Raw genomic sequence first — 15,468 nt, 5'->3', positions numbered from 1 at the left:
TTCGTCTGAGTCTTGATCCTTTTTTACTTTAAGAAATTGCCGAGCCTATGGATACTCTCCTGGATCTCTGATGCGTCCATTGGACTCGCTCCTTTCATATCTTATTAGGTATCCGATGAGCCTGCCCGCCTGCTGAACTGTAGTGTACCTAGTGTCGGGTATATGCTGTGTCCACCGATCTGCCTGTGATATATAAGGAAAACCTCTCGCCTAACTTCGCTTTGCCGTGCCCTCTGAAATCGTTACTGTATCGTCAGACCGTTGACCGTTTCAGCGAACCCTGTTGTCTGCTTTTGTTTGGCTCTTTGTTTTTCCTTGACTATACTATACCACATCTTTTGTTACTTGTCAATAGTTTTTCTCAACTTTTTTGTGATTTTTATATTTAATATTACTTTTACAAAATGCGCTTGACTTTGATTTTGCAGTGTAGTATAATTAAAGTGTTGCGGTGGTCAGAAACAGTCTTTCTGTTCTGATTTTTTCGATATATCCCACTCAGAAAGTGCCGATATACCGCACAAGATCATGTTAGGAGGATAATTATGGATAACGAGTTTCTGCCGGACCTCTACGAGCTGGAGGACGAAAATGGTAATAAGCAGACTTTTGAGCTGCTGGACGCAATGGAATATGGTGACGAGAAGTATTATGCTCTCACTCCTTATTATGAGAACGGTGACGAAGCCCTTGAAGATTCAGGCGACGTTGTGATACTCAAGGCTGAGTATGACGAGAACAATGACGAGATACTTGCTTCTATCGAAGATGATGACGAGTATGAGAAGATCGGTCAGATGTTCATGGAGCGTATCGATGAAATGTTCGAGTTTGACGATGAGGACGAAGACGATGATTGCGGCTGTGGCTGCGGTTGTCACGATCACGACCACCTGTCATAAGAATTTTATCTCAGCATATAGGCTTGTCAATATGTAAAATGTACAATTTTATGTACTTTGATTTGCTGAAATTACCTATTGATATTATGGATATGTTGTGATATACTAAATAACAGAAAAAGTTTCCTGCCTTGTGCGAACAAGCACAGTTATTATAAATCCAACACTTCTAAAAAGGGATTCAGACTCTGGAAAGGGATTGCAGACCTCCCGAACGAAACCGCATTTGCCGTTTCGTAAACGGACGAAGGGAGCGTGAAGCTTTCAGGCTGTTTTACCCACCCTGCTTTTATAGCGGGTTTATCGGCTGTGCGACGGCAAGGCGGCTTTTACTTAAACACTGAGGCGCTGTAAAAAAAAGCGCAACAAAGCCCGTGGATTTCCTCGATATGGAAGCCCACGGGCTTTAATATATCACACAGCAAAAAAGAACTATCTAATCTTGAAAAAAGGGTACAGCAAACACAGCGGCACAAAAACTGCGTTTTTGCCGATTATTAAAATGTTGAAAAATATCTTTTTCAGGCTGCTTTTCTGATTGCGATCTTCTTCAAGTGAAATTTATGCAGATTAAAACCACAGCAAATCATCGCAATTTCTAAATTCATGGCATTTAAGCCACGTCTTCTGGCTCTTGTGTATGACCGATTCCACTTGATGATACCATTTGCACCTTCAGATTGAATGCTTCTGTTCATTCTGAGAAGCGCTCCATGAATACAATTAAGATTGTTTAAAACCTCTTTGTGAAATGCTGTCAATTCTTCATTTATGCGAACTATGCGATTTCCCTTGCATTTGCAGCACTTTTCTTTATGAGAACAGTTTGCACATTCTTCACACTGATAGAATTCTTCTGTTCTCCCATATTTGTTTCCCTTTATGGGTCTGCTGTAAACGTAATGGAATTTTTTGTTGTTAGGACACACCAGATCACCATTTTCATCTATGCGGAAATTCACTGCTCTGTATGGATCATTATGGTATTTAATATTCTTGCTTTCTTTTTCATACATGGTGAATTTCATGTATTTTCCCATTCCGTGTTCTTCACAGTACAGATAGTTGTTGAAGCTTCCATAGCCTGCGTCGGCAACTGGATAGTCAGGATATTTTCCATATATTCTGTGGAATTTTTCCATAAGCGGCTTGAAGCAATCCATATCCGAGGCATACTGCTTTACGTCATATACGGCGATATACTCATCGCAAACGCCAAATTGTATGTTGTAACCAGGAAGCAGTTGATCGTTTCCCATATAGTCCTTTTTCATGCGCATAAATGTTGCATCATGGTCTGTTTTGGAATAACTGTTTCGTTCATTGCCGCATATTTTTATGTGCTCTGCATACTTTTTTAGTCTCGCAATGTAACTTGTAAGCTTATCATAATATCGCTGTTCCGGAGTTTTATGATGTCCACGTCCCCTGACAGCAGAAGCAGGATCAAAACCGCAAAGCTGTATATATTGCTTTAATATCTGTTCGAGATATTCGATGGCATATTCTTCACGAACTCCGAATTTCACACCAAATGCGGCTATTCTTGTGTTCATCTCACTCAGCAGTTCTGTTATCTTTGCAAATACCTTCACTCGATTTTTCTCGCAGCTCTTTTTCCATACCCAGCTGTATTTGTTGGCGTTGGCTGTGATCTTTGTTCCGTCTATGTACACATGATCCATATCTACGTTTTCTTGTTCAAATATGTAAGCATTGATGTCAGCGAATATCTCTTCTATTTTTCCGTTAAGCACATTGTTCATAAAATTGTCTATCGTCATATGGCTTGGCGGCGGTTCGTCCTGTAATAACCACATAAAGCGGATATCTGTTTTGCACAGCTTTTCTATTTTTCTTAATGATTCATAGCCATTTTCCATGAATGCGAACAGTATTACTTTTAGCAAAGTTTTTTCATCATATCTTGGTCTGCCTGTCCTGCGTTCCTCAGTCGTCAGGTATTTATTTAGGTCAATATGATCAAAAACTTCACAAAATGTATATACCGGATCTGTTGTTTCAATAATTTTTTCAATTTCTATAGGAAATTTTAATTGATATGGTGTATTATATTCTTGTTGGTATTTTTTCATCAAATTTATTATACCACAAAAAAAGACTGCTTTCCTACCCTTTTAAGGGTGGTTGCAGTCTTTTTTTATTGCGCGTTTTTTTACAGCGCCTTTTTTGTGTCATAAAAACCATGTCGGCATAAAATGAGATAACGGAGCGTCTGCAGTGATCGTATGACAGTGGGTGACGCAGCCGAAGATCTGCGTCCGCAGGGCAGCCCGTTGTCATTTACTGCAGGACGTTTCGTTTATATAGAAAAAAGCCGCTGTGCCTGTGGGCATAACGGCTTTCTTCTTGTCAGATAAATAAATTATTTTCGCTAGTATGTTCAGCGGTGGCTGATAATGCCTTTTCCGCTGGATATTTGCTGTTTATGTATTCGGCGGCAACGAAAATAAATTCGCTGTTCGTGGGGTAGTGGTCAGGTCTTATGGCGAAATTACCGAATATCTCGGCTTTGTCTTTGTCATGAGCCTTTTCCCAACCGATCCTTATGGCGGTGCGCATGTTTCTTTCAACGCTTACTGTGGTTACTCCATGTGCCGCCGCTATCTCTGGATAAATGACCTTTGTAACACGTCTGTTGGCTTTGTCTGTCGTAAGAGCCATTTTTATTGCCTCTTTAATGTAGCCATAGCCGTTATAATTCGGAGTTATGCACAACCGCTTCATCACGGTGGATATAGCAGATTGTATGTCGCCATTGGTGTACCCCTCATCAGAGCTTCGTGTTATTGTGATGTTCAGATCTGCATAATCGTCAGGACACTGAAGCGCTCTGAGTGCGTTTTTGATATCCGCACAGCTTAGAGGACTTTTTATTATCATGTCTGCGTATTTTGCAAGTCCATTGTTGGTTTTTCTGTCTGAAAGCATGATTATTTTCAGCTTAGGACAAGCCCCTTTGAGATTTTTGCACAGCTCGTAGGGAAACTCAGTTATTTCTGAAATTATCAGAAAATCAGGTTTGCTTTTAAGCACCTCAAGCTGTATCTCCAGTGGATTGTAGTCTGACTGCGCAACATTGTACCCCTGTTTTTTCAGATAGTCTGCCACCTTCATGCCGGCCTGATTGAGGCTTCCGACAAGGATTTTGATCACGTCTTTTTTACACATTTTAAATCTTCCTCCGGTTTTTTTATTTTTTTAACTTTATACTACACTTGCAGTATAACATTTTTACGATATAATTTCAAGTTTTTTACTTAATTTTCTTGCTTTTTGTACTATGTTTTAAGAAACACGCAACAATCTATACATAGTAAATAAACAAATGTCGGTTATGACCAAATTTTAAATGAGATAATTGTGCAAATATTGTAATTTACACAGAGAAAATATGCTTTTGTGTCGTTTAAATCAATACATTATATGAATAAATTGACGATTCGCTATATTTTACATCAACTTTACATTGTTATGAAAGCTTATTTTATGTAGAAAAAAGTCGAAAACGCCAGCAAAGATTGCTAAATAATTAAAAAAATATTAAGATAAATGTGTGATTTTACATTTATTAATATTTACGAAATGATATAGAAATATATAAATGAATGGCATTTTTACATAGCTTTTACAAAAGATAATTTCTTGACAAAAGCTTTATTGCGTGGTAAAATATACGGGAGGATCGTTGCAAAAACATGGTCAGCAACTTTTTTGTGCCACCAGTTTGCAATGATGTCTTTGTAAAAAATTATAGATCATCTTGAGGGAGGCGACGTCGTTTTATGAAAAAAGACGTTATCAATTACATTTGGACAGATAAGAAAAGAACGATTTTTGGTCTGCCTATATCATTTACAAGATATTTTCTCACAGAAGATAAGTTTATAACACGCAAGGGTTTTCTCAGCATAGAGGAAGACGAGCTTGACCTTTATAGGGTCATCGACAAAAAGCTTGTCCTGCCGTTCGGACAAAGAATGTTCGGCTGTGGCACAATAGTAATGAATGTCAAAGACGTTGATACGCCTATTAAGGAAGTCAAGTCCATAAAAGCACCAAGAGATGTGCTTGCACAGCTTGATAAGTATATCAATATAAATCGTGATAGATACCGTGTAAGGGGCAGAGATATGGTCGGCGGTGACGGCGGTCATTGCCATGATCATGATGATTTTGATATCAATGACGATATCATATAAAGTTCTATAAGAATAAGGGGCTTTCGCAGATCTTTCTGTGAGAGCCTTTTTTGGAGAGGAAAGTGTGAATGTTTTCAAAAGAATATTTTCAGTCCCTTGAAAGCTCGTGGGACAGGCTCAAGACCTGCGAAAAGCCGATATTCATATACGGCATGGGCGATGGAGCGGAAAAGCTTCTTGATGAATTTGATAGACTTGGCATAAAATGCACAGGTGTTTTTGCAAGCGACGATTTTGTCCGTGGACAAAGCTTCAGAGGGTTTAAGGTGCAGACTTTCTCTCAGGTGCAAGCGCAGTTTGGGAATATCACAGTTGTGCTTGGCTTTGGCACGAGCCTGCCTGAGATAATGGAGCGTATCGACAATATTGAAAAAAGCTGCGAGGTCATAGTGCCGGAAATGTGCGTTGCAGGCGATGAAAATTTCAGCAAGGAAAAGCTTCTCTCAATGTATTCTCAGGCTGAAAAAGCTTACCGCCTTTTTGATGACGATATTTCAAAGCTTACCTTTGAAAAGCTGACAGCGTTCAAGATAACAGGCAAGCTTTCTTATCTCCGTGAGATATTTACGGATAAGGACAAGATAACCGAGATACTTCCCCTTGGAGAAAACGAGGTATATTGCGACTTGGGAGCATACACAGGCGACACTGCCGCAGAGCTTATCTCACGCACAGGGGGAAAGTATGAGAGAATATATGCCCTCGAACCTGAGAGAAAAAACTTTCAGAAATGCCTGAAAAATCTAAAAGCCAATGACAATATAAGCCTTTACAATGCCGCCGCATGGAGTATTGATACCGAGCTTTATTTCGCAGGTGGCGCAGGCAGACAGGGCAGAGTAGATGCCGCAGGAAAAAAGGTTCGTGCAAGAAGTCTGGACAGCGTTCTTGCAGGCAAAAAATGCACCTATATAAAATATGACGTTGAGGGAGCAGACCTAGAAGCTATCAAAGGCAGTGAATATACCATTTCACGCTATGCTCCCAAAATATGCAGTGCGTTGTATCACAGACCATATGATTACATCACCCTGCCTCTGTATATAAACAGCCTTTGCAAAGGATACAAATTCTATATACGTCAGGAAAGATACTACCCCGCATGGGAAACAAACCTTTTCTGCATTCATGATAAATAAGGAGAAAAATAATGAGTATAACAGTAAGCCTTAACGATAACTGGAAAATGAAAAAAGCAGGCTCGCAGGAGAGTTTTGACTGCAAAGTTCCATGCTCTGTATATAAGACCCTACTTGACTATAAAAAGATACCCGACCCATATTATCGTGAGAACGAGTATATCTCAACACAGATATGTGATGATGATTACGATTTTGAAACTACATTCATCGCAGACAAGTCCGCAGTGGAGTGCAAACATACTGTCCTGCACTTTGACGGCATTGATACCATAGCAAACGTCTATCTCAACGGCATTCACCTCGGCAGAGTGAACAATATGCACAGAGTGTGGGAGTTTCCTGTCCATGGTATTATCAAAGAGGGGGACAACACTCTCACAGTGAAAATAACCTCGCCAAACAGATACATAAAAGAAATGGACGAAAAACGTCACCTTTGGGGCGTTGACTCCACCATGACAGGCTATACACATATAAGAAAAGCCCATTGTATGTTCGGCTGGGATTGGGGTCCAATGCTCCCTGACATGGGAATATGGCGCAGTGTATCCCTTATCGTCCCAGATGCAGGACGTATACTTGACGTCTATTACAGCCAGAAACATACCGATAACAAAGTGACTTTGAAAGCCCTTTTGCATATAGAAAACCACGGCTGTAAAAAAGCTATGGTGGAAATATCCGACCCGCAGGGCAATATCGCCGCAAAAGCCGACATAAGCCTAGAGAAAAGTGCAGAATATTATGAAACAGAGCTTGTGATAAACGACCCTCAGCTTTGGTGGGTGAACGGCTATGGCGAACAGCCACTCTATAGCTGTGCCGTGACTTTGTATGATGAAAACGGCTCGTGTGCTGATAAAAATACACAGCGCATAGGTCTTAGAACTTTAACTGTCAGCCGTGAAAAAGATCAGTGGGGCGAGGAATTTTGTTTCATAAACAATGGCGTGAAGATATTTGCCATGGGTGCAAACTATATCCCTGAAGACCAGATAGTCACACGCTGTAACGAGGAGAAAACAAGAAAGCTCCTTGCAGATTGCAAGGCCGCAAACTATAACTTTATAAGAGTGTGGGGAGGCGGTTATTATCCTGACGAGTATTTCTATGACTACTGCGACGAGAATGGTATCATAGTATGGCAGGACTTTATGTTCGCCTGCTCTGCATATCTGCTCACGGAGGAGTTTGAAGAAACTGTCCGTGGGGAAGTTCGTGACAACGTTATCCGCCTGAGAAACCACCCCTCTCTTGGTCTGTGGTGCGGCAACAACGAGATAGAATCCGCATGGGAATATTGGGGTCTTCCCGAGGACGAGGAAGCAAAGCGTGACTATCTTATCATTTTTGAGGATATTATCCCACAGGTGCTTAAAGCCTATGACCCCTGCGAAAACACCTTCTATTGGCCGTCATCACCTTCATCAGGTGGAGGCTTTAAGGACGCTTCCTCAAACCATGCAGGGGATATGCACTATTGGGACGTTTGGCATAACTTCAAGCCTATCGAAGCGTTCAGAGAATTTTATTACCGCTTCTGTTCGGAATACGGCTTTGAAAGCCTGCCTGATATAAAGACCTGCCGTGCCTTTGCTGATGAAACAAAGGGCGACTTTGACCTTTGCTCACCAGTTATGGCGGCGCATCAGAAGTGCGTTCAGGGCAACGAGAAGATAATGTACTATCTCGCTCAAATGGTAAGATATCCATATGATTTCAAAAAGCTCATCTATTCCTCACAGCTCGTTCAGGCGGATTGCATACGCTCAAATGTTGAGCATATGAGAAGAGCAAGAGGCAGATGTATGGGCTCTGCATATTGGCAGGTGAATGATTCAAACCCTGTTATCTCATGGTCAAGTATCGACTATTTCGGCAGGTGGAAAGGTCTGCATTATTATGCAAAGCGTTTTTACGCTCCATGCCTTATCTCCTGCGACGATACCCATAGAAAAAAGCCTGTGCTCAATATATCCAACGAGCGCATGACAGCCTTTGAGGGCATAGTAAAATGGAAGCTGAGAAACAACAAAGCAGAAATTTTGCAAAGCGGAGAAAAGTCCGTGAACGTTCCGGCTCTTACCGCACAAAACGTCCTTACTATCGACCTTTCAGACGAGCTTAAAAACCGCACCGACCCTCGTGAAAAATATCTTGAATATTCCATTATGGAAAACGGCAAGGTGTTGAGCTTTGGCACAACCCTCTTTGTGCGCCCGAAAGAATTTACATTCTTAGAGCCTGCCATAACCTACGGCATATCAGAAAGCGAGGATAAATTCGCCCTGACATTCTGTGCCGAGAATTACGCCAAAAGCGTTTGCCTCAGCCTAAAGACCGCAGATTGCGTTTTCTCTGACAACTGGTTCGATATCCACGGAAAAGAGCCTGTTACCATAATGATAGACAAAGCCTCCCTCAGCAGAAAAATGACAGCGCAGGAGCTGTCCGGGGAGCTTGAGATAATGCACAATTAGGGCTGTGATTTCAAAGGCTCTGCCTTGTCACCAGCAGTGAAAAGTCGATGCGATCATTAGCAAAACAAAAGCAATGCGGGCGAACGCTGTTCGCCACTACATAAAAAAGTTATATCACACATTTTGTATGGGCTGGCGTCCTTGACAGCCCACGGCTCTGCATTTGCTATCTTCCGTCAATGTTCCCCTGCGTATAAGTAGCCTGAAATAAAATTTTAGGAGGAACTGCTTTGAAAGTAAAACTAAGCAAATACTTGAAGCCCTATGCACTGTTTGCGGTGCTGACACCTCTATCCATGGTGGGAGAAGTGCTGGGCGACCTGCTTCAGCCAAAGCTTATGTCAAAAATAGTTGACGATGGCGTGCTGGGTCAGGATATGGATCTTATCATAAGAACGGGACTTCTCATGCTCCTTGTTCTTATAGGTGGCGGAGCTTGTGGAATTGCGGCTTCTGCATTCGGTGGGATAGCTTCCCAAAGCTTTTCAAGAGATCTGCGTGTGGACGTTTTCAAGCGTGTCATGGGTCTTTCTTTTGAACAGACCGACAAGTTCACAACAGGCTCATTGGTAACACGTCTTACAGCGGATATAACCGCTATCCAGCAAATGGTAGACTTCATGCTGAGAATGTTGGTGCGTGACAGCCTGCTGTTCTTTGGCGGAATAATCATGATGCTCACTCTGAACGTTCGCTTTGGAATAATAATCCTATGTGCCTTGCCTGTCGAGATAATCATGATGATAGTAATTCTCAAAAAGGCAAACCCATACTATTTTATTGTTGCAAAACGTCTTGACAGCGTAAACTCTGTGGTTCAGGAGAACGTCACAGGCGCAAGAGTAGTAAAAGCCTATGTGAGAGAGGATACAGAAGAAAAGCGTTTTGACGATGCAAATATAAGCCTTATGGAATCAAACCTCCGTGTTCAGACCCTTATGGCTATCCTTCAGCCGCTTCTTATGATAATACTCAATCTGTCTGTTATTGCCGTTATAGTTATAGGCGGCTGGCAGGTGCAGGCACAAGCTATGAAGGTCGGCGAGGTCATGGCGGCTATCACATATCTTACTCAGGTCTTGCATGGCGTAATGATGATGTCTATGATGTTCCAGACCCTCGCAAAGGCTTCCGCATCTGCAAACAGATTGAGAGAAGTCCTTGAAACTGACCCTGTTATAAAAAGCGGCAGCGTTTCCCTTTCAGATAAAACAGGGGGCACAGTGAGCTTTAAAAACGTTTCATTTTCCTATCCTGAAACCAAGGGCAGACCTGTTATCTCAGACCTTACCCTTGATATAAAGTCAGGCGAGAGTGTCGCCATACTAGGTGCAACTGGTTCGGGAAAATCCTCCCTTGTGAACCTTATCCCAAGATTTTACGATTGCACAGCAGGGGAAGTCCTTGTTGACGGCGTAAACGTCAAGGACTGCAAGCTTGACGAGCTTAGAAAGAAAGTTGGAATAGTCCTGCAAAAGAGCGAGCTTTTCTCAGGCACAGTTGAGGACAACATAAAGTGGGGCGACAAAAACGCTACCCATGAGGAGGTCATCTCCGCCGCACAGGCAGCTCAGGCTGACGAGTTCATTCAGAAGATACCTGCAGGCTATGAGGGTATTATAGCCGAAAAGGGTGCTTCACTGTCAGGCGGTCAGAAGCAAAGACTTTCTATCTCAAGAGCGGTACTTAAAAAACCTGAGATCCTCATTCTTGATGATTCCACCTCCGCCCTCGACCTTGGCACAGAAGCGAAGCTCCGTGCGGAGATAGACCGCAAAATGAACGGCACTACCCTTATCATAATTGCACAGCGTATCCAGAGCGTAAAATCATGCGATAGGATAGCCGTCCTTGACCACGGCAAGCTTTGTGCCTGCGATACTCATGAAAATCTGCTAAAGACCTGCGAAGTATATCAGGATATCTACGCCTCACAGGTAAAAACGTCAGGAGGTGAAGTGTAATGCCTCCAATGCCTCCAATGGGACCCGGCGGAAGAAAACCGGGCGGACCTCACGGTGCAAGGCTCACAATGGAAAAGCCTAAGGACGCCAAGAACACCCTTAAAAAGCTCATAGGCTACATAGGCAGAAACAGATATCTGTTTTTCGCTCTTATCGGTGTAATGCTCATCATAACTCTGCTCAATCTTGCCGCACCGTCAATACAGCAGATAGCTATCGACTGCATTACTCTCACCAAAAAGAAAACAAGCGTTGACTTCGGTGCGCTTGGCAAAACGCTCATAGGTCTTGGGACAGTTTATCTCCTGTCCTCTGTTTTCACCTATATGCAGGGAATATTCTCCGCAAAGCTTTCACAGTACACAGTAAAGACCATGCGTAAAGACTTGTTCTCAAGCCTTGTAAGACTTCCTATAAAATATCTCGATACCCATAGCCATGGCGATATAATGAGCCGTATGACAAACGACGTCGAGAATATCTCCACAACTATCTCTCAGTCTATAGGCTCGCTCATCTCAGGCGTGCTGACCATAGTGGGAACAGTTGTCATAATGCTTCTGTATTCACCGCTTCTTACCCTTATCTCACTGTCTACGGTGTTCCTTACCATATTCGTTTCAGGCGTACTCACAAAGTATATGAAGAAATACTTCATCAAACAGCAGGTGCTTCTTGGCGAGATAAACGGCGAAGTGGAAGAAATGGTCGTTGGCTATAGAACGGTCGTTTCCTATGGCAAAGAGCAGGACGCTGTTGACAAGTTCGAGAAAATGAGCAACAATCTGAAAAAATGTGGCATAAAAGATCAGATATTCGGTGGTGTAATGGGTCCTTGCATGAACTTAATATCCAATTTCGGCTTTATCCTTATCGCTGCATTTGGCGGCTGGTTCGCAATAAAAGGCTTTATAACAGTGGGAACTATTCAGGCTTTCATACTCTATTCAAAACAGTTCTCACGTCCTATCAATGAGATTGCAAATCAGTTTGCGAATATCCAGACCGCAATAGCAGGCGCAGAGCGTATCTTTGAAGTCATGGACGCCGATAAGGAAACTGACGAGGGCAAGGCTGACTTTGAGGTGGAAAACGTCAAAGGCGATATCGACTTCAAGCATATAGATTTCTCGTATGTTCCTGAAAAGCAGGTGCTAAAAGACCTCGATCTTGAAGTAAAAGCAGGTCAGAAAATAGCCATAGTCGGTGCAACAGGCTCAGGCAAGACCACCATAGTGAACCTCCTCACAAGATTTTATCCCGTTGACAGCGGTGAGATAACTATAGACGGTCAGAGCATTTACGATATCCCGAAAGACAAGCTCAGACGTTCCATAGCCATAGTTTTGCAGGATACAGTGCTTTTTAAGGACACCATAGAGGAGAATATCCGCTACGGCAGAGAAAACGCCACCCTTGATGAAATAAAGGCGGCGGCAAAGTTTGCGAACGCAGACGAGTTCATAGAAAGACTTTCCGAGGGTTACGACACAGTGCTTGCCGAGGGCGGCTCAAACCTTTCACAAGGTCAGCGTCAGCTTCTCTCCATAGCAAGAGCAGTGCTTGCCGACCCGAAGATACTTATTCTTGACGAAGCCACTTCCTCAGTTGATACCAGAACTGAGATGCACATTCAGTCCGCAATGGTGGCTCTTATGAAAAACAGAACGTCCCTTATCATCGCTCACCGACTTTCCACTATCCGTGACGCCGATAAGATAGTCGTTATCGACGGTGGACGTGTTGCAGAGCAGGGTAGTCATGAGGAGCTTATCGCCGCCAAGGGCTGTTACTACAGACTTTATCAGACGCAGTTCTCAGGCGTTAAGACCTGATACAATGGTGTTTGGAAAACGTATATAGCCAATATCGTACATTCAAACAAATATGTAGTGGAGCGACGCAATTTCTGCTTTGCATAAATACGACGTCCCACTTCTTGATATTTCGTCAACCCATAAAACTTCGTGATAATTCAAACTTTTACACTCTCAAAATCGGGCTGTCGAGGGCGCTAGCCCCTACATGAAAATTGGCGGTCTTATCAAACAAATCAAGGCACAGGAAAACCTCTCCTGTGCCTTTTTTATGCGCAAAAAAAGGACGGCTCTCATAAGAAAGCCGTCCTTAATGTTATCTGAAATATTACTTTGTAACAAGTGCCAGAGTATCTCTTGCAATGAGAAGCTCTTCGTTTGTTGGGATAACGTAAACCTTTGTCTTAGAATCGTCTGTGGATATCTCCTTGAGTATTCCACGGCAGAGATTCTTCTCAGCGTCAATGTGGATACCGAGAATATCGAGATTTGAGCAAGCAGCCGCTCTTACCTCAGGTGCGTTCTCACCGATACCGCCTGTGAAGATAACAGCGTCAAGGCCGTTCATTGCAGCAGCGTATGAACCTATGAACTTCTTGATCTGATAAGCAAATATCTCGCTTACGATAAGCGCTCTCTCGTTGCCCTCGCTTGCAGCAGCCTGAATATCTCTGTTGTCAGAGCCGATACCAGAAAGACCAAGGAAGCCTGACTTCTTGTTCATGTATTCTGTCATCTGGTCAGGTGTGAAGCCCATTTTCTTCTCAACATAGTCAACAGCAGAAGGGTCAACAGAACCGCAGCGTGTGCCCATTACAAGACCGTCAAGAGGAGTGAAGCCCATTGATGTGTCAACAGACTTGCCGCCGTTGATAGCTGTGATAGATGAGCCGTTGCCAAGGTGGCATGAAACTATCTTAAGCTCCTCAATAGGCTTGCCCATTACTCTTGCAAGCTCGCCTGAAACAAATCTGTGTGATGTTCCGTGGAAGCCGTATTTTCTTACATGAAGATCAGTGTAGCACTCGTATGGCAGACCGTAGAGATAAGCCTTTCTTGGCATTGTTGAGTGGAAAGCAGTGTCGAATACGACTACCTGTGGTGTGCCTGCTGGGATAACTGCCTTGCAGGCTCTCAGTGCAAGAGCGTGTGGGTGGTTATGTACAGGTGCAAGCTCAGCCAGTGAGTCGATCTGGTCGATAACTTCGTCTGTTACAAGGCAGGTCTCCTTGAATATCTCAGCACCCTGAACTATTCTGTGACCAACGGCTGATATCTCAGACATAGAGTCGATGACCTTTGTTTCGCCTGATGTGAGTACCTCAACGAGCTTTTCAAAAGCCTCAGTGTGAGTAGGGAAATTGCAATCCTCCTCGATGTGTCTGCCGTCGCCTGTCTTTGCGCTCACATGGCCGTCGATACCGATACGGTCGCAGTTGCCCTTTGCGATAACAGACTCGTCCTTCATATCCAGAAGCTGATATTTAAGTGATGATGAACCTGCGTTTACAACTAAGATTTTCATTGGAAAAAATCTCCTCCCAATTATAATATGTCAGATAACGGGCTTGACTTTAAGCCCATAATATCATATACTTATAGTATATCAATATTAATGATAAATTTCAAGAGCTTTTTTCATAAATATACATATTGCACAATTTTTTTACTAGGGCTTAACATATTAGTATCATAATTCGCAGTAAGCTTTTGAAAGACGGAATAAAATAAGCATAGGGTAGAAAGAGGAGTAAAAAATGAAAATTGCGGGAATAGTTGCGGAATATAATCCGTTTCATAACGGACACAAATATCAGATACAAGCCACAAGACAGGCTGGCGCAGAGGGTATCGTCGCAGTAATGAGCGGTGATTGCGTGCAGCGTGGCTCAGCGGCTGTTTTCTCAAAATATGACAGAGCGCAGGCTGCTATAAGAAACGGTGCAGACCTTGTTATAGAACTGCCATGCCCGTTCTCGTGTTCAAACAGTGAGGTCTTTGCAAGAAGTGCAGTAAGGCTTCTTGCAGGTCTTGGGGAGGACGTGGTAACGACCTTGTCTTTCGGCTGTGAAAGCGGTGATAGGAACGCCCTTGAACAGGCGGCTGAAATATCCGCAATGCTTGAAAATTCACAGCAGGTAAGAGAACTTTTATCTCAGGGAAAGACCTACCCGCAGGCTATGTATGAAGCCTCCATAGGTCTTTATGGCAGAACCGCCGAAGAGATATTCTCCACACCAAATAACGTTCTTGCAGTGGAGTATATAAAGGCGGCAAAGCGTATAGCCCCATGGCTAGTGCCTTATGCCGTAAAGCGTGAAGCTGTTGCACATGATTCTCAGGCAGAGTCTGGTGATTTTGCTTCGGCTTCTCATATAAGAGAGCTTATAAAAGAGGGCGGTGAGTGGCAGAAATTTGTTCCATATGATTTTGAGGGCTGTAAGCCGTCCTTTACCCGGCAGGCAGGCAGAGAAATGCTTTTCAAGCTCTGCACAGCTTCAAGAGAAGATTTTCTAGCCCTACCTGACTGCGACGAACACCTTGCCAACAGATTTATGTCTGTCGTAAGCTCCTGCCCTGAAACTATGGATATCTTTGAACAGCGTATAAAGTCAAAGAATATCACCATGGCAAGAGTAAGAAGAATGGTCCTGCACCTTGTTCTCGGCATCAGAAAGGACGATATCAGACAAGTGCCATACGGCAGGATACTTGCCTTTAACCGCACAGGCACACGCATACTTGCGCAGGCTGAGAACAGAACTCTTGAGTATGATACCTCGCTGAAAAAGCTTGAGGATATCTCCGACTATGCAAAGCGTGTTGCTTTCCTTGAAAAGAACGCAGTAAGACTTAGAGAAACAGCGGCATACGGAAGATGTATTTCAAACGAGTATACAAGAAAGATAACCATAACCTGAGATAAACAGGAGGGCGGAA

The 15,468-nt window shown here is 43.1% G+C and carries 11 protein-coding genes; 8 read left to right on the top strand and 3 right to left on the bottom strand.

Going from position 1 to position 15,468, the window contains the following annotated elements:
- The first annotated feature begins 545 nt into the window (after nucleotides 1–545).
- Entirely contained in the window at nucleotides 546–902 is a 357-nt protein-coding gene (locus OCV57_RS04705) for a DUF1292 domain-containing protein (protein ID WP_022286619.1), read from the top strand.
- Between the two features lie 521 nt (nucleotides 903–1,423).
- Here OCV57_RS04705 and OCV57_RS04700 read toward each other — a convergent pair.
- Complete coding sequence (locus OCV57_RS04700) at nucleotides 1,424–2,998, bottom strand: IS1182 family transposase (RefSeq protein WP_267300616.1); 1,575 nt, start codon at nucleotides 2,996–2,998, stop codon at nucleotides 1,424–1,426.
- 153 nt (nucleotides 2,999–3,151) lie between these two features.
- Between OCV57_RS04700 and OCV57_RS04695 the strand changes: the two genes are divergently transcribed.
- Nucleotides 3,152–3,283: a hypothetical protein gene (locus tag OCV57_RS04695; RefSeq protein WP_256321068.1), complete on the top strand. Its 132-nt coding sequence runs from the start codon at nucleotides 3,152–3,154 to the stop codon at nucleotides 3,281–3,283.
- Here OCV57_RS04695 and OCV57_RS04690 read toward each other — a convergent pair.
- Nucleotides 3,276–4,094, bottom strand: a complete 819-nt coding sequence (locus tag OCV57_RS04690) for a sporulation initiation factor Spo0A C-terminal domain-containing protein (RefSeq protein WP_256321067.1) — start codon at nucleotides 4,092–4,094, stop codon at nucleotides 3,276–3,278. The two genes, OCV57_RS04695 and OCV57_RS04690, sit on opposite strands and share 8 nt — an antisense overlap.
- 614 nt (nucleotides 4,095–4,708) lie before the next feature.
- On the opposite strand from OCV57_RS04690, the gene OCV57_RS04685 reads away from it, so the two are divergent.
- The 5 genes from OCV57_RS04685 to OCV57_RS04665 all read left to right on the top strand — a co-directional run bounded on the left by OCV57_RS04685 (nucleotide 4,709) and on the right by OCV57_RS04665 (nucleotide 12,546).
- A complete protein-coding gene (locus tag OCV57_RS04685; RefSeq protein ID WP_117858448.1) occupies nucleotides 4,709–5,125 on the top strand; it encodes a PH domain-containing protein in 417 nt (138 codons plus the stop codon).
- Nucleotides 5,126–5,193: 68 nt separating this feature from the next.
- Nucleotides 5,194–6,264, top strand: coding sequence for an FkbM family methyltransferase (locus OCV57_RS04680; protein ID WP_267300614.1), 1,071 nt, complete (start codon nucleotides 5,194–5,196; stop codon nucleotides 6,262–6,264).
- Nucleotides 6,265–6,275: 11 nt separating this feature from the next.
- Nucleotides 6,276–8,747: a beta-mannosidase gene (locus tag OCV57_RS04675; RefSeq protein WP_267300613.1), complete on the top strand. Its 2,472-nt coding sequence runs from the start codon at nucleotides 6,276–6,278 to the stop codon at nucleotides 8,745–8,747.
- Nucleotides 8,748–8,977: 230 nt separating this feature from the next.
- Nucleotides 8,978–10,711 (top strand): ABC transporter ATP-binding protein, encoded by a 1,734-nt coding sequence (locus OCV57_RS04670; protein WP_317245011.1) that lies wholly within the window; start codon nucleotides 8,978–8,980, stop codon nucleotides 10,709–10,711.
- Complete coding sequence (locus OCV57_RS04665) at nucleotides 10,711–12,546, top strand: ABC transporter ATP-binding protein (protein WP_267300612.1); 1,836 nt, start codon at nucleotides 10,711–10,713, stop codon at nucleotides 12,544–12,546. The genes OCV57_RS04670 and OCV57_RS04665 overlap by 1 nt, the downstream gene beginning before the upstream one ends.
- A gap of 310 nt (nucleotides 12,547–12,856) precedes the next feature.
- Here the strand turns inward: OCV57_RS04665 and OCV57_RS04660 are convergent, their stop codons facing one another.
- The gene (locus OCV57_RS04660) at nucleotides 12,857–14,053 is read right to left on the bottom strand and encodes an acetate/propionate family kinase (protein ID WP_117958021.1); all 1,197 of its coding nucleotides are present in this window, start codon (nucleotides 14,051–14,053) and stop codon (nucleotides 12,857–12,859) included.
- Between the two features lie 232 nt (nucleotides 14,054–14,285).
- Here OCV57_RS04660 and OCV57_RS04655 point away from each other — a divergent pair, with 232 nt between their 5' ends.
- On the top strand, nucleotides 14,286–15,449 hold the full coding sequence (locus OCV57_RS04655) for a tRNA(Met) cytidine acetate ligase (RefSeq protein ID WP_117858460.1): 1,164 nt from the start codon (nucleotides 14,286–14,288) through the stop codon (nucleotides 15,447–15,449).
- Nucleotides 15,450–15,468: the final 19 nt, after the last annotated feature.

This window comes from Hominimerdicola aceti, assembly GCF_025567495.1.
GTDB classification, from domain to species: domain Bacteria; phylum Bacillota; class Clostridia; order Oscillospirales; family Ruminococcaceae; genus Hominimerdicola; species Hominimerdicola aceti.
Note: the sequence above shows the minus strand (reverse complement) of the source record. Positions and strands in the feature narration are given on the sequence as shown.

What these genes read in the sequence shown, in the direction of transcription:
- OCV57_RS04705 (WP_022286619.1), top strand. Translation starts at nt 546, where the DNA reads ATGGATAACGAGTTTCTGCCGGACCTCTACGAGCTGGAGGACGAAAAT.
- OCV57_RS04700 (WP_267300616.1), bottom strand. Translation starts at nt 2,998, where the DNA reads ATGAAAAAATACCAACAAGAATATAATACACCATATCAATTAAAATTT.
- OCV57_RS04695 (WP_256321068.1), top strand. Translation starts at nt 3,152, where the DNA reads ATGACAGTGGGTGACGCAGCCGAAGATCTGCGTCCGCAGGGCAGCCCG.
- OCV57_RS04690 (WP_256321067.1), bottom strand. Translation starts at nt 4,094, where the DNA reads ATGTGTAAAAAAGACGTGATCAAAATCCTTGTCGGAAGCCTCAATCAG.
- OCV57_RS04685 (WP_117858448.1), top strand. Translation starts at nt 4,709, where the DNA reads ATGAAAAAAGACGTTATCAATTACATTTGGACAGATAAGAAAAGAACG.
- OCV57_RS04680 (WP_267300614.1), top strand. Translation starts at nt 5,194, where the DNA reads ATGTTTTCAAAAGAATATTTTCAGTCCCTTGAAAGCTCGTGGGACAGG.
- OCV57_RS04675 (WP_267300613.1), top strand. Translation starts at nt 6,276, where the DNA reads ATGAGTATAACAGTAAGCCTTAACGATAACTGGAAAATGAAAAAAGCA.
- OCV57_RS04665 (WP_267300612.1), top strand. Translation starts at nt 10,711, where the DNA reads ATGCCTCCAATGCCTCCAATGGGACCCGGCGGAAGAAAACCGGGCGGA.
- OCV57_RS04660 (WP_117958021.1), bottom strand. Translation starts at nt 14,053, where the DNA reads ATGAAAATCTTAGTTGTAAACGCAGGTTCATCATCACTTAAATATCAG.
- OCV57_RS04655 (WP_117858460.1), top strand. Translation starts at nt 14,286, where the DNA reads ATGAAAATTGCGGGAATAGTTGCGGAATATAATCCGTTTCATAACGGA.